The sequence below is a fragment of the Pseudomonas syringae group sp. J309-1 genome (genome assembly GCF_032582135.1).
In the GTDB taxonomy this organism is placed as follows: domain Bacteria; phylum Pseudomonadota; class Gammaproteobacteria; order Pseudomonadales; family Pseudomonadaceae; genus Aquipseudomonas; species Aquipseudomonas quasicaspiana.
Genome location: NZ_JAWHNU010000046.1, coordinates 1 through 14,113, shown reverse-complemented (window position 1 = coordinate 14,113; position 14,113 = coordinate 1). Strand labels below are relative to the sequence as shown.

12 protein-coding genes are annotated in these 14,113 nt (G+C 57.2%); 10 read left to right on the top strand and 2 right to left on the bottom strand.

The window, feature by feature from the left end; genetic code table 11:
* The first annotated feature begins 134 nt into the window (after positions 1-134).
* Entirely contained in the window at positions 135-1,241 is a 1,107-nt protein-coding gene (locus RX972_RS21220) for a WD40/YVTN/BNR-like repeat-containing protein (protein WP_410478249.1), read from the top strand.
* A 45-nt stretch (positions 1,242-1,286) separates the two neighbouring features.
* Entirely contained in the window at positions 1,287-3,671 is a 2,385-nt protein-coding gene (locus RX972_RS21215; protein ID WP_406643964.1) for an RND family transporter, read from the top strand.
* Positions 3,672-3,805: 134 nt separating this feature from the next.
* On the opposite strand, the gene RX972_RS21210 is transcribed toward RX972_RS21215, so the two are convergent.
* On the bottom strand, positions 3,806-4,528 hold the full coding sequence (locus tag RX972_RS21210; RefSeq protein WP_027900538.1) for a FadR/GntR family transcriptional regulator: 723 nt from the start codon (positions 4,526-4,528) through the stop codon (positions 3,806-3,808).
* A 460-nt stretch (positions 4,529-4,988) separates the two neighbouring features.
* On the bottom strand, positions 4,989-6,734 hold the full coding sequence (locus RX972_RS21205; protein ID WP_122397799.1) for an IlvD/Edd family dehydratase: 1,746 nt from the start codon (positions 6,732-6,734) through the stop codon (positions 4,989-4,991).
* A gap of 202 nt (positions 6,735-6,936) precedes the next feature.
* Here RX972_RS21205 and RX972_RS21200 point away from each other — a divergent pair, with 202 nt between their 5' ends.
* The 8 genes from RX972_RS21200 (at position 6,937) to RX972_RS21165 (ending at position 14,015) form a co-directional block, all read left to right on the top strand.
* Positions 6,937-8,253, top strand: coding sequence for an MFS transporter (locus tag RX972_RS21200; protein WP_316878242.1), 1,317 nt, complete (start codon positions 6,937-6,939; stop codon positions 8,251-8,253).
* Between the two features lie 122 nt (positions 8,254-8,375).
* The gene (araD1, locus tag RX972_RS21195) at positions 8,376-9,368 is read left to right on the top strand and encodes an AraD1 family protein (protein ID WP_316878240.1); all 993 of its coding nucleotides are present in this window, start codon (positions 8,376-8,378) and stop codon (positions 9,366-9,368) included.
* Positions 9,369-9,738: 370 nt separating this feature from the next.
* Positions 9,739-11,097 carry an MFS transporter gene (locus RX972_RS21190; RefSeq protein WP_316878238.1) on the top strand — a complete coding sequence of 453 codons (1,359 nt, stop codon included), beginning with the start codon at positions 9,739-9,741 and terminating at the stop codon, positions 11,095-11,097.
* 69 nt (positions 11,098-11,166) lie between these two features.
* A complete protein-coding gene (locus RX972_RS21185; RefSeq protein ID WP_099269673.1) occupies positions 11,167-11,457 on the top strand; it encodes a DUF5629 family protein in 291 nt (96 codons plus the stop codon).
* Between the two features lie 95 nt (positions 11,458-11,552).
* Positions 11,553-12,722: a lactonase family protein gene (locus tag RX972_RS21180; RefSeq protein ID WP_027900532.1), complete on the top strand. Its 1,170-nt coding sequence runs from the start codon at positions 11,553-11,555 to the stop codon at positions 12,720-12,722.
* 177 nt (positions 12,723-12,899) lie between these two features.
* Positions 12,900-13,082, top strand: coding sequence for a hypothetical protein (locus tag RX972_RS21175; RefSeq protein WP_027900531.1), 183 nt, complete (start codon positions 12,900-12,902; stop codon positions 13,080-13,082).
* Positions 13,083-13,641: 559 nt separating this feature from the next.
* Positions 13,642-13,815, top strand: a complete 174-nt coding sequence (locus RX972_RS21170) for a hypothetical protein (RefSeq protein ID WP_161628591.1) — start codon at positions 13,642-13,644, stop codon at positions 13,813-13,815.
* A complete protein-coding gene (locus RX972_RS21165) occupies positions 13,812-14,015 on the top strand; it encodes a hypothetical protein (protein ID WP_049826970.1) in 204 nt (67 codons plus the stop codon). The genes RX972_RS21170 and RX972_RS21165 overlap by 4 nt, the downstream gene beginning before the upstream one ends.
* Positions 14,016-14,113: the final 98 nt, after the last annotated feature.

Here is a 14,113-nt window from a genome sequence, read left to right as displayed (position 1 = left end):
GACCAAAGATACCCCTATGTCGATTGTCATGAGTTTCCAAAGCTGGATAGGATAGGTCTGCTTCCAGAAGCCCAAGGCTAGAGCGCTTGGTCTCGGCTAACCTAATAAAAATAAAATGGAAAAGGGGACGCTTCATGAGTGAGCCTGTAAATCGGCGCACGCAGTCCGGTGGGCATTCGGCCTTCGGACGGCCACCGGCATTCTGGACGGGCAAACCCTTGACGACAGCGTGCTCATTGCTGGCAGCGCTCACCTTGTCGAGTGTTGTCACGTTATCGATGGCGGCCACTGAAAGCACGCCTGAAAAGGCTGACCCAGCTCAAACCACGCTGTACTCCATCGAATCCGCACGAGCCTCTCGCAGTCTGCTGCTGGACGTCGCCCATGCCGGTGCGCGTCTGGTCGTGGTGGGCGAGCGCGGACATATTCTGTATTCAGACGATCAGGGCAAGACCTGGACCCAGGCCAGGGTGCCGACCCGTCAGCTACTGACTTCGGTGTATTTCGTCGATGACAAACACGGTTGGGCCGTCGGCCACGATGCACAGATTCTTGCCAGCAACGATGGGGGCGCCAATTGGGTCAAGCAATTCGAAGACCTGTCCCGTGAAGCACCGTTGCTGGATGTCTGGTTCAAGGACGCGTCAACCGGTTTTGCAGTAGGCGCCTACGGCATGTTGCTGACTACGCTGGATGGCGGCCAACACTGGGAAGACGTCAGCGACCGCCTGGACAATGAAGACCAGTATCACCTCAATGGCATCACCCAGGTCGCCGACAGCGGCTTGTTCGTCGTGGGTGAGGCGGGGGCGATGTTCCGTTCCCGTGACGAAGGTGAATCCTGGGAAAAGCTTGAAGGACCGTACCAGGGATCACTGTTCGGCGCGATGGGTACTGGTCAGCCCGGCACGCTGCTGGTTTACGGGTTGCGCGGCAATCTCTATCGCTCCACCGATTTTGGCGATACCTGGGAGCCCATCGAACTAAAAGCTGCACGCGGGCCGCTGGAGTTCGGGCTGGCCAACGCGACCTTGCTAAACGACGGTTCGCTGGTGCTGGTGGGGAACGGCGGCAGCGTGATGCGCAGCACCGACAATGGCCTGAGCTTTCAGGTGTTCAACCGTCCCGACCGGATTTCGCTGTCCGGGGTGACGGCCGATGCGCAGGGCAATCTGATTCTGGTTGGACAGGGAGGCGTACGCGTCACCTCGCCGACGGGCGCCGAGTCCAGCCAGCAATAAGAACAATCAGAACAATCAGGGCGGGGAAATTCCGGGATGAGTAATCTGCACGACACTCAGCAGCACAGCGACGATAAGGCAACCTTCCTTGAACGTTTGATCTTCAATAATCGGCCGGCAGTGATTGTCATCTGCCTGCTGGTCAGCATCCTGTTGTTCTGGCAGGCGACTCTGGTTAGGCCATCGACCAGTTTTGAAAAAATGATTCCGCTGGATCACCCCTTCGTCCAGAACATGATGAAGCACCGTAACGATCTGGCCAATCTGGGCAACACCGTGCGGATTTCGGTCGAAGCGCTGGATGGCGACATATTTTCCAGGCAATACATGGAGACCCTGCGGGAAATCAACGACGAGGTGTTCTACATTCCCGGTGTTGACCGTTCAGGCCTGAAATCCCTGTGGAGCCCCAGCGTGCGCTGGACGGAAGTGACGGAGGAGGGCTTTGCCGGTGGTGAGGTCATCCCGCAGAGCTACGACGGTTCCGACGACAGCCTCGATCAGTTGCGTAATAACGTGCTCAAGTCCGGGCAGGTCGGGCGTCTGGTGGCCAACGACTTCAAGTCGAGCATCGTTGATGTGCCGCTGATGGAGTCCTACCCGGACCCAGAGGATCAGGGCAAGCTGCTCAAGCTGGACTACCAGCAGTTTTCCCACCAGCTCGAAGAAAAGATCCGCGACAAATACCAGGCTCAGAACCCCAACATCAAGATTCATATCGTCGGCTTTGCCAAAAAAGTCGGTGACTTGATCGATGGTCTGGTGATGGTCGTGCTGTTTTTCGGTGTCGCGTTTGTCATCACGCTGGTATTGCTGATCTGGTTCACGCGCTGTATTCGCAGCACCGTCGCCGTATTGAGTACCACGCTGATTGCGGTGGTCTGGCAACTGGGTTTGATGCATGTGGTGGGGTTCGGTCTGGACCCGTATTCGATGCTGGTGCCGTTTCTGATCTTCGCCATCGGTATTTCCCATGGGGTGCAGAAAATCAACGGCATTGCGCTGCAATCCAGTGACGCCGAGAATGCCCTGACCGCAGCGCGGCGCACTTTCCGTCAATTGTTCCTGCCGGGCATGATCGCGATTCTGGCGGACGCGGTGGGTTTTATCACGTTGCTGATCATCGACATCGGAGTGATCCGCGAGCTGGCCATCGGCGCATCGATTGGTGTGGCGGTCATCGTGTTCACCAACCTGATTCTGTTGCCGGTCGCCATTTCCTACGCGGGTATCAGTAAGAGGGCAGTGAGCCGCAGCAAGCAAGATGCCGTCTCCGAACATCCGTTCTGGCGTTTGCTGTCAGGCTTTGCCAGCGCTAAAGTCGCTCCGGTGTCGATCGTGCTGGCGCTGCTGGCCTTCGGTGGTGGACTTTGGTACAGCCAGAATCTGAAGATCGGCGACCTCGATCAGGGGGCGCCGGAACTGCGTCCCGACTCGCGCTACAACCAGGACAACAGCTTCATCATCAACCACTACTCCACTAGCTCCGATGTGCTGGTGGTGATGGTCAAGACGCCTCGCGAAGGTTGCTCGGCTTACCCGACCATGTCCGCCATCAACGAACTGACCTGGAAGATGGAGAACACGCCGGGCGTGCAGTCGGCAATATCACTGGTCACAGTCTCCAAACAGGTCATCAAGGGCATGAACGAGGGCAACCTGAAATGGGAAGCCCTGTCGCGCAACAAAGACGTACTCAACAGCTCCATCGCCCGTGCCGACGGCCTGTACAACAACGATTGCTCGCTGGCGCCATTACTGGTTTTCCTTAACGACCACAAGGCCGAAACCCTGGATCGTGCCGTGCATGCTGTGCAGGAATTCGCCGCCGAAAACAATCGTGAAGGCCTGGAATTCCTGCTGGCAGCAGGCAACGCCGGGATCGAAGCAGCCACCAACGAGGTGATCAAGCGCTCCGAGTTGACCATCCTGATTCTGGTCTACATCTGTGTGGCGGCCATGTGCATGATCACCTTCCGCTCGTGGGCGGCGACGCTGTGCATCGTCTTGCCGCTGGTGCTGACCTCGGTGCTGGGTAACGCGCTCATGGCATTCATGGGCATCGGCGTCAAGGTCGCGACCTTGCCGGTAGTGGCGCTGGGGGTGGGGATCGGTGTCGATTACGGCATCTACATCTATAGCCGTCTGGAAAGCTTCCTGCGGGCAGGCCTGCCGTTGCAGGAAGCGTATTACGAAACCCTGAAGTCCACCGGTAAAGCAGTGCTGTTCACCGGGTTGTGTCTGGCGATTGGCGTGTGCACCTGGATCTTCTCGGCGATCAAGTTCCAGGCCGACATGGGCCTGATGCTGACCTTCATGCTGCTGTGGAACATGTTCGGCGCACTGTGGCTGCTGCCAGCACTGGCGCGGTTCCTGATCAAACCTGAGAAAATGGCCGGCAAGGTGGGGAATTCGCTGTTTTCACATTAGTGGAGTAGGACCTGTGGGAGCCGGGCTTGCCCGCGATACATGAGACGCCGCCAGAAGACACACCGCGTTATCGTTTATCGTCGGAATGCCGCCCAGACCAAGCCCGGCTCCCACAATGTAAATGCGATTAACCGTTACAACCCCAATTCCCGCCCCAACACCACACTCAACGCATTGCGCGCATCATCAAGCTGCACCAGCGTTGCATGCCTTGCACCCAACGCGTCGCGATTTTCGATGGCGGTAAGGATTGCCTTGTGGCGCGGCAACGCCAACTCATGCAGGTTGGGACGCTGGTTGGAGTGCTTGAGCGCTTCACGCAATGCCAGTGAAAGCATGTTGCACAGGTGAGCGAGCAAGTCGTTGTGAGTCGCATCGGCAATGCGGCTGTGAAAATCCAGGTCGGGCTGTAACAGTGCTTCAGGATTTGGCGCAGCCTCCATGCGTTGGTAAGCCTCACCAATCGAAGCGATCTCTTCATCGGTGGCGTGTTGTGCGGCGAGGGCGGCAACGGCGGGTTCGATGACCGCACGCACGCTGGTCAGCAAATTGAAGAATTCATTTTGTGGCGTGCACTGCATGATCCAGTGCAATACATCCGGGTCGAGCAGATGCCATTCACGACGGGCCTTCACCACCGTACCGACGCGTGGCCGGGAGTACACCAGCCCTTTGGCCACCAATACCCGGGTGGCTTCACGCAACACCGGTCGGCTGACGGCATACTCCTCACAGAGCAAGGCTTCGGCTGGCAGCTTTTCATCCGGCTTGAAACGCCCGGAGACAATCTGCATGCCCAGTTCCTGGACGATGCGGGCGTGCATGCTTTTACGGTCGGAAGGCTTTCGGTAATCCATGGGGACGCAAGTCGATCCTGAGCGATGAGTGCGGGGCATCATAGCATCGGCGTTGCGCGGTGGGAGACTGCTATGGGCCTGTTGGAGTGGTCCCGGTATCCCTGACACCTCGCTGTCGCTAAGCAAACGGATGACCCTGTAGGAGCCAACTTGTTGGCGAGACGTCGGACCCGCATCGTCAGAAATTCCGCTTCGCCAACAAGTTAGCTCCTACAAGGTCCGCGTTTCAAATCCATTATTGGAGTGATGTTTGATAGGAGCAGAGCTTGCTCGCGACAAGGCTGAACGCGGATCACCTTGGATCGCATGTACCTTATCGCGAGCAAGCTCTGCTCCCACATTAGATTGCGTTCTTCTGTTGGAGCTGGGCTTGCCCGCGAATCAGTCGCTGCGGTGTATCAGGTTTACCGAGCAATCGCTCTTCGCGGGCAAGCCTCGCTCCAACGGGATTGTCTATCTATCAGTGAGAATGCCTTGGCACCTCAGCCCCGCGCATACCCACCAGGAAATCAAAGTCGCAACCCTGGTCGGCCTGCAGCACATGCTTCACATAAAGCTCGCGATAGCCGCCCACCAACAGTTGCTGTTGTTGCGGGGGCTGCCAGTCGGCCAGGCGTGCGGCGAGTTCGGCGTCGGGAATATCCAGGTGCAAACGGCCGCTGGTGCAATCGAGTTCGATCCAGTCACCTTCCTGCACCACCGCCAACGGGCCACCGGCTGCGGCTTCGGGGGCCACGTGTAAAACCACTGTGCCGTAGGCCGTGCCGCTCATGCGCGCATCGGAAATCCGCACCATGTCAGTCACACCCTGGGCCAGCAATTTTGCAGGCAGGCCCATGTTGCCGACTTCGGCCATGCCCGGATAACCCTTGGGCCCGCAGTTTTTCATGACCATGATCGAGTTGGCGTCGATGTCCAGATCCGGATCATTGATCCGTGCCTTGTACATGTCGAAGTTCTCGAACACTACGGCGCGGCCGCGGTGCTGCATCAATGAGGCGGTAGCGGCAGACGGTTTGAGCACCGCACCCAGTGGCGCCAGGTTGCCGCGCAGCACACAGATACCACCGTCAGCGCGGATCGGGTTGTCCAGTGCACGGATCACTTCGTCTTCGCCGTAGATCGGCGCGTTCTGAGTATTCTCGCGGATGGATTTGCCATTAACGGTCAACGCGTCGGGATTGGGCAGCAGATTGGCCTCGTCCATACGCCGCAACACGGCGGGCAGGCCACCAGCGTAGTAGAACTCTTCCATCAGAAAGCGTCCGGAAGGCTGCAGGTCAACGATGGTCGGCATGCCGCGCCCCATGCGGGTCCAGTCGTCCAGCTCCAGGTCGACACCGATGCGCCCGGCGATGGCTTTCAAGTGGATCACCGCGTTGGTAGAGCCACCAATGGCCGCATTGACACGAATCGCGTTTTCAAACGCCGCCTTGGTCAGAATCTTCGACAGGCGCAAGTCTTCTTTGACCATTTCTACGGCGCGCATCCCGGACATGTGCGCCAGCACATAACGTCGGGAATCTACGGCTGGAATCGCCGCGTTGTGGGGCAGGGAAGTGCCCAAGGCTTCTGCCATGCACGCCATGGTCGACGCGGTGCCCATGGTGTTGCAGGTGCCCGCCGAACGGGACATGTCGCCTTCCGCCGCGAGGAAATCGTCGAGAGTGATTTGTCCGCCTTTATAAGCCTCGTGCATTTGCCAGACCACGGTGCCGGAGCCGATGTCCTTGCCTTTATGTTTGCCGTTGAGCATCGGTCCGCCGGTGACGACGATGGCGGGCACGTCGCAGCTGGCCGCGCCCATTAGCAGGGCAGGGGTGGTTTTGTCGCAGCCGGTGAGCAGCACCACACCATCAATGGGGTTGCCGCGAATTGCTTCTTCGACATCCATGCTGGTCAGGTTGCGGGTAAACATCGCCGTGGGGCGCAGGTTGGATTCGCCGTTGGAGAACACCGGAAACTCTACCGGCCAGCCGCCTGCTTCAATCACGCCGCGTTTGACGTGCTCGGCGATTTGCCGGAAGTGGGCGTTGCAAGGGGTGAGTTCGGACCATGTGTTACAGATGCCAATAATGGGCTTGCCCTGAAACTGGTGATCGGCGATGCCCTGATTCTTCATCCAGCTGCGGTACATGAAGCCGTTCTTGTCGGCAGTACCAAACCATTGGGCAGAACGCAGGGGTTTTTTATCGGAATCAGACATGATCAGCTCTCTTATTGTAAGACTTAATGGCTTTTCTGCTGCTTAAGTTAAGCGCAAATTCGCGCCATTGGAAGAGTTGTTAGCTAAATAGTAATACTATATAGTCGATTTCAAGTGAGGGACGACCGTGGCGGCTGCATGCAGATGCTTCAGGCCAGAGGCGATCTCCACTCCATAACAAGAACAATTGGAGATCGCACACATGAGCCAGGAACTCAGGCTTATTCGCCGCATCACCCTGAAATTGATTCCCTTCCTGATCCTGCTTTACCTGATCGCTTATGTGGACCGCTCTGCCGTGGGTTTTGCCAAGCTGCACATGGGCGCGGACATTGGTATCGGCGACGCGGCCTACGGGCTGGGCGCAGGGCTGTTTTTCATCGGCTACTTCCTGTTTGAAATCCCCAGCAACCTGATGCTCGAACGCTTCGGCGCTCGTCGCTGGTTCGCGCGGATCATGATCACCTGGGGCGCGATTACCATTGGTATGGCCTTCGTGCAGGGGCCGCACAGCTTTTATGTGATGCGTTTTCTGCTGGGTGCGGCCGAGGCGGGCTTCTTTCCGGGCGTGCTGTACTACATCACGCAGTGGTTCCCGGTTCGCCATCGCGGCAAGATCCTTGGCCTGTTTATCCTTTCCCAACCCATCGCGATGATGATTACTGGCCCGGTGTCCGGTGGTTTGCTGGGCATGGATGGCGTGCTGGGTCTGCACGGTTGGCAGTGGCTGTTTATTGTCATCGGCACCCCGGCCATCCTGCTGACCTGGCCGGTGCTGCGCTGGTTGCCAGACGGTCCACAACAAGTCACGTGGATGAACGAGACGGAAAAAAACTGGCTGACCGGCGAACTGAAAAAGGACCTGGAAGAGTACGGTCAGACGCGTCACGGCAATCCATTGCATGCCCTGAAGGACAAACGTGTCCTGCTATTGGCACTGTTTTACCTTCCAGTGACCTTGAGCATTTATGGTCTGGGCCTGTGGCTGCCGACGCTGATCAAACAGTTTGGCGGCACGGATCTGGTCACCGGTTTCGTATCCTCGGTGCCTTACATCTTCGGCATCATCGGCTTGCTTATTGTCCCGCGCAGTTCCGATCGGCTGAATGACCGCTACGGACACCTCGCGGTGCTTTATGTGCTGGGCGCGATCGGCCTTTTCCTCAGCGCCTGGCTGACATTGCCGGTCGCGCAACTGGCGGCACTGTGTCTGGTCGCTTTCGCGCTGTTCTCCTGCACCGCCGTGTTCTGGACCTTGCCCGGCCGTTTCTTTGCAGGCGCCAGTGCGGCGGCCGGGATAGCCCTGATCAACTCGGTGGGCAATCTGGGTGGCTACATCGGTCCGTTCGTGATCGGCGCGCTCAAGGAATACACCGGCAATCTGGCTTCGGGCTTGTACTTCCTGTCCGGCGTGATGGTCTTCGGACTGGTTTTGACCGGCGTGGTTTACCACCTGCTGGAGCGCAAACATGTGCTGCCCGCCAGCGATTTCGCCGCCAGCGCCCGCGGCCGCACTTGATTAATAACGGTAGGAGCGAACTTGTTCGCGAGGCGGCGTGCCTGGCACACCGCGTTCTGCATTTCGCCAACAAGTTGCCTCCTACCGAAAGGTGCGTTAGTAAATTTTGAAAGGAGATCCCAATGAACCTAGTGCAATTCGAACTCAGCAATGGCCAGCGTCGCGTCGGTCTGGTGGACGGCGATGTGATCCGTGAAGTGCAGGGCGCGCAGAGCGTGCGTGATCTGGCGTTATCCGCTATCGACGCCGGTATCGGTCTGGCGCAGCAGGTCGATAAACAGGGCGTTGGCGACAGCCATGATTACGCGCAACTGTTGCAGGATCTGCGCATTCTCCCACCGCTGGATCATCCTGATCCTTCCCATGTGCTGGTCAGCGGCACCGGCCTGACTCACTTGGGCAGCGCTTCAGCACGGGACAAAATGCATCAGCAGGCGGGTGACGAAGCGGCGATGACCGACACCATGCGCATTTTCAAATGGGGCGTGGAGGGCGGTAAGCCTGAAGCCGGGCAAGCGGGTGTTCAGCCTGAATGGTTCTACAAGGGTGACGGCAGCATCGTCGTGCGCCCCGGCGCTGCCTTCGCGCTACCGCCGTTCGCCGAAGATGGCGGCGAAGAACCCGAACTCAGCGGCCTGTACGTGATTGGCAACGACGGCAAACCGTATCGCCTGGGTTTCGCCATCGGCAACGAATACTCCGATCACATCATGGAGCGCCGTAATTACCTGTACCTCGCTCACTCGAAATTGCGTGCCTGTTCCTTTGGCCCGGAACTGCGGGTTGGCGAGCTGCCGCAGAACCTGGCCGGGACCAGCCGCGTGCTGCGCGACGGTGAAGTAATCTGGGAGAAGGAATTCCTCAGTGGTGAAGCCAACATGTGCCACAGCCTGGAAAACCTCGAGTATCACCACTTCAAATACAGCCAGTTCCTGCGTCCGGGGGATGTGCATGTGCACTTCTTCGGCACCGCTACACTTTCCTTTGCCGATGGCGTGCGCACCCAGCCGGGGGATCAGTTCCAGATCAGCCAGGCGGAGTTCGGCAAGCCGCTGGTGAACGGGATTGAGAAGACCGAAGCCGCGTTTCTGCCGGGCGGGATCGGGCAATTGTGATGATCATCCATAGGAATGCGATTTAACCCTGTGGGAGCTGAGCTTGGTCTGGGCGGCATTCCGACGATAAGGCTGGATGCGATTGACCTGATATCTGCGGTGCCCTTATCGCGAGCAAGCTCAGCTCCTATCAAACATCACTCCAATAATGGATTTGAAACGCGGACCTTGTAGGAGCTAACTTGTTGGCGAAGCGGAATTTCTGACGATGCGGGTCCGACGTCTCGCCAACAAGTTGGCTCCTACAGGTCACCCGTTTGCTGCGCGACAGCGCGGTGTCAGGGATACCGGGACCACTCCACAAAAATCGCGTTTCAGTTCAAGTCAGTACCAACACCCGACACTCCAATAACAACAAGGAGGTGCGCACATGACCACCCACACTGCGCCAGTGGAAGCGTTCGATGCGGATGCTTTCGAGGACAAGATCTATCGCAAGGTGAACTGGCGGATCATCCCGCTGTTTATCCTCTGCTTTCTGTTTGCCTATCTGGACCGGGTCAATATCAGCTTTGCCAAGTTGCAGATGCAAAGCGATCTGGGTTTCAGCGAGACGGTCTATGGCCTCGGGGCCAGCCTGTTCTTCGTCGGTTACTTTCTGTTTGAAGTCCCCAGCAACATGCTCCTGCACAAGATCGGCGCCCGGGTATGGATCGCGCGAATCATGGTCACGTGGGGCATCACCTCGGCGTGCATGATGTTTGTGCAGACCGAGTTCTGGTTTTACACCCTGCGCTTTCTGATCGGGGTCATGGAAGCGGGCTTCGTACCAGGCGTGCTGTATTTCTTTACCCAGTGGTATCCGAGCAACCGTCGCGCGCGGGTCAATTCCTATTTCAAAAGCTCGATCTGCCTGTGCGGTATCGTCGGCGGGCCAATTGCCGGGCTGATTCTCAACCATTTCGACGGCGTGCTGGGCATGCCTGGCTGGCGCTGGCTGTTTTTGCTTGAAGGCCTGCCGTCGGTGTTGCTTGGCATCGTGGTGTTCTGGTTCGTCTGCGATCGCATCGAAGACGCCAAGTGGCTCAACGACGCCGAGAAAAAAGTAGTGCTGGCGCGTATGGCGCGTGAAGTCCAGCCCCAGACCCCGCAAACCTTCAAGGACATCTGGAAGCACCCGACTACTTACGTGATGTCGTTGATTTACCTGTGCCTGGTCATGGCCCTGACCGGCTTGCTGTTCTGGATGCCGCAGTTGATCAAGAGCGCCGGTGTTGCCGACACCATGACCATCGGTTGGCTGACGGTGATTCCCTATGTAGGCGCAGTGGTCGGCAATTTGCTGATCGGTGCGAGCTCCGACCGACGCGGTGAGCGCCGTTGGCACATGGCGGGCTGCGCGTTGTTCACGGCGGCGGGGTATCTGGTGTGTGCCGTCTTCCCCGGTCAACTGCTGCCTTTGATGATCGGTATGACCATGATCATGACCGGCATCATCGCCTGGATGCCGATTTTCTGGACCATCCCGCCACGTTTCCTCAGCGGTCTCGCGGCAGCGGCAGGTATTGCGCTGATCAACTCCATCGGTCAACTGGGCGGGATCATCGCGCCCTTCATGGTCGGGCGGGTCAAGGATCTGACCGGTGCGGCGACGCCTGCGTTGTACGTCTTGTGCGCGGTCTGCGTGCTGGCCACGGCGCTGATTATCTGGGGGATACCGAACCGTTATTACGTGCGCGAAACCACCCATGACAAACCTTCGGCGGGTGCAGTTGAAGCGACTGCCTGATTGTGACGGTGGTTCTGTCCAAGGTGGTTTTGGCCTATCATTCGCGCTTTTACACAGACGAAGACTGCCATGACCACCAATCCGACGACGATGAGCGCAGCCCTGAAAGACGCCACGATGCTGGAAATTGACGGGCTGCATGCCTGGGATTTCTTTCTGGGCGACTTTCTGACCCTCGAGTGCATGGATGGTCGCGAGCGCAAGACCTGGCGTTTCACGATGGAGCAGGTCAACGCCGCGACCTTTGATGAAGCTCAGCAGTGCTGGCTGATCACTGACGGTACAAATGAACACCGCATGAAATGCCTCGAAGCGTTCACGCCGACCAAAGACGACGAAGAAGACGTACAACAGGACTGACCTGCGGATAAAACCAATCAGCGGCAAGCCTGTCCTAAGCGTTGTTCGCGCGTCGATGGCGCCCACTAACAACCTGAAAAAAGAAGGCTCTGCCCATGACTCGTACATTTCTGCCTTGGCTGGCACTGGCCGGCGCAATGAGCGCTTTTCCCATACAGGCGCAAAGCATGACTGAATACGATGTACTGATTGGTTCTTACACCCAGGCTTCCAGCGAAGGTATTTACCGGTACCGCTTCAACAGCCAGACCGGCCAGCTCGATGCCAAACCCCTACAAGTGGTCAAGACTGACAACCCGTCCTGGCTGACCCTTTCCAAAGATCAGCGCCACCTGTTCGTGGTCAACGAGAACGGTCCCGGCGGAAAAGATGTTGTCGGCAAGGTCAGCAGTTTTGCGATTGATGCCAAGACCCATCAGATCACCCCGATCAATCAGGTGAAGAGCCAGGGTGACGAGCCGACGCATTCCAGCCTCAGCCCGGACCAGCGCTTCCTGTTCGTCTCCAACTATGCCGTGCAACCCGATCCGGGTGGGGCGCTGGCAGTGATCCCGGTGGGCAAGGACGGCAAGCTGTCCGAAGTCGTTCAGGTCAGCAATGATCATGGCGCGAGCAAGGTCAACCCTGAGCGTCAGGCGTCTTCCCACGTCCACTCGGCGATCCCGACGCCGGATGACAAGTACGTGGTGACCAGCGATCTCGGTGCCGACAAGATGCTGGTCTTCAGCTACGACGGCAATCGCGCCAAGCCTTTGCAACCGGCCAAAACGCCAACGGTGCAATTGCCCGCTGGCAGCGGCCCGCGTCATCTGCTGTTCAGTGAAGATGGTAAACACGCCTGGCTGACCCTGGAAATGGTCGCGCAGGTTGCAGTCTTTGATTATCACGACGGTGTGTTCAAGCAGACCCAACTGGTAGACCTGAAGAACAAGGATGCGCAGCAGAAAGTCGGCGCCGGTGGTTTGCACACCTCGCCGGACGGCAAATTCCTTTACGTCGCCAATCGTGGTGAAGCCAATCAAGTGCTGGTGTTTGCCATCGACGCCAAAGGGCAGCTCAAGGAAGTGCAGCGTCGTTCTGTTGAAGGTGTAGAGCCACGTGAGTTTCGCATCGACCCAAGCGGCCATTTCATGCTGATCGCCAACCAGAAGAGCAACCAGATCGTCACGGTGAAAGTCGATCCGAAAACCGGTTTGCTGGGTGACACGGTGCAAAAGCTCGACTTCGATTCGCCCTCGGACTTCCGATTCCTGACCGGCAAGTGATGCTGTGAGAACCCCAAGCCCTTTATTCATGAGGGCTTGGGGTTCTATCAATTCAAGTGATATGAGCTAGTGCTACAAAACATTTCGGCTGAGCCGCCCTCGGGGGTAAGTTTGAGTCACGGCCAAGACGGTCAAGACTTGAAACGTAGTTCAATAGAACATCCGAGGGTTAACACCATGAACTTCAATATCTTCTCCATCATTGCCGCGTCTGCCATTTCCGCCACTGTTGCATTGCCTGCCCATGCCAGTGTTGATGTGTCCGACAAGAAGGCTCACGCCACCCAGACTTATACCCCTAAATACTTGCAGCAAAGTGCTAATTTCTACGCAGCACTGGATCACAAGACTCAACAATGAACAAGCGATTGAATCCATTCCCGGTTAACGAATGTATCGCTACCCGGGAATGGATTTCTGAACAGCACTGTTGTTGATTGTTGCTTTTGTTAATAGATCACTGCCGCTTTCGCGAGCATGTTCGCTTACCCAGGTTTTTGCGACCTTCTGATCATCGCGTATCAGAGCCATGCAAATTCTGCCAGTGAGCCTGCTCGCGAAAGCGCCGGATAAATCCCCTCTTGGCCCGCGTCTCTCATAGGATGCGGGCTTTTTTTTGGCCACGATCCTTTAGGACCTGCCTCGGTGTCTCTGATGCCACGTTGTCGCACAGCAAACACGCGACCTGTAGGAGTGAGCTTGCTCGCGATTCGATTTATCAGTTGAAGATACACTGGGCCCACTAATGCTATCGCGAGCAAGCTCACTCCTACAGAAGGTTATCTATTGAATTGATAAACCGATTCAATAATCAACCCAACTGATATTCGCTATTTCCAGCTATCGTTTTTCAATACTCCGGTTTTCCACGATCCTGTCGGCCTGGCTACACAACACTGGAACTTACGGAGTTACACCCATGGCCACTGCCATTCTTCATTCCATTAAACAAGGCGCTTACATCGCCATTTCGCTTTATGTGGTTTTTATTGCAGTGGTTACTGTTACCAGCATGAATCCGCAACTGACAACACCCTCAACCCAAACGCTGGTTGATCGCGCAGCGCTGAACACTCAGGAGCGTGCATCGTGAGTGGCGGCAAAATGTGGGTGACTGCGGGGCTTGCAGTCATGATCAATGGCAGCACGTTGCTGGGGATTGGTCAGAACTCGGTCGGCGGGGTGGCGCGCAATATCGAATGCCGGTATGAAATCGCTCAGGCTATCGAGCTATCCCGGGCGCAGAAAGTGTTGGCGGGGAACCGGCCGGAGAAGGTTGGGGTGGTTGTGTGACGGACGGGACGATGTATTTCTCTGTGGGAGATTCTATGGTTGTGATCAAGCCATAACCCACCCTTTGGGTTGATATTCGCTCTGATTTTTCATCAGGG

Bases quoted from the DNA above. Each gene is read 5' to 3' on its own strand.
- RX972_RS21190 (WP_316878238.1), top strand. From the start codon at position 9,739: ATGACCACCCACACTGCGCCAGTGGAAGCGTTCGATGCGGATGCTTTC.
- RX972_RS21175 (WP_027900531.1), top strand. From the start codon at position 12,900: ATGAACTTCAATATCTTCTCCATCATTGCCGCGTCTGCCATTTCCGCC.
- RX972_RS21210 (WP_027900538.1), bottom strand. From the start codon at position 4,528: ATGGATTACCGAAAGCCTTCCGACCGTAAAAGCATGCACGCCCGCATC.
- araD1 (WP_316878240.1), top strand. From the start codon at position 8,376: ATGAACCTAGTGCAATTCGAACTCAGCAATGGCCAGCGTCGCGTCGGT.
- RX972_RS21185 (WP_099269673.1), top strand. From the start codon at position 11,167: ATGACCACCAATCCGACGACGATGAGCGCAGCCCTGAAAGACGCCACG.
- RX972_RS21205 (WP_122397799.1), bottom strand. From the start codon at position 6,734: ATGTCTGATTCCGATAAAAAACCCCTGCGTTCTGCCCAATGGTTTGGT.
- RX972_RS21170 (WP_161628591.1), top strand. From the start codon at position 13,642: ATGGCCACTGCCATTCTTCATTCCATTAAACAAGGCGCTTACATCGCC.
- RX972_RS21180 (WP_027900532.1), top strand. From the start codon at position 11,553: ATGACTCGTACATTTCTGCCTTGGCTGGCACTGGCCGGCGCAATGAGC.
- RX972_RS21220 (WP_410478249.1), top strand. From the start codon at position 135: ATGAGTGAGCCTGTAAATCGGCGCACGCAGTCCGGTGGGCATTCGGCC.
- RX972_RS21200 (WP_316878242.1), top strand. From the start codon at position 6,937: ATGAGCCAGGAACTCAGGCTTATTCGCCGCATCACCCTGAAATTGATT.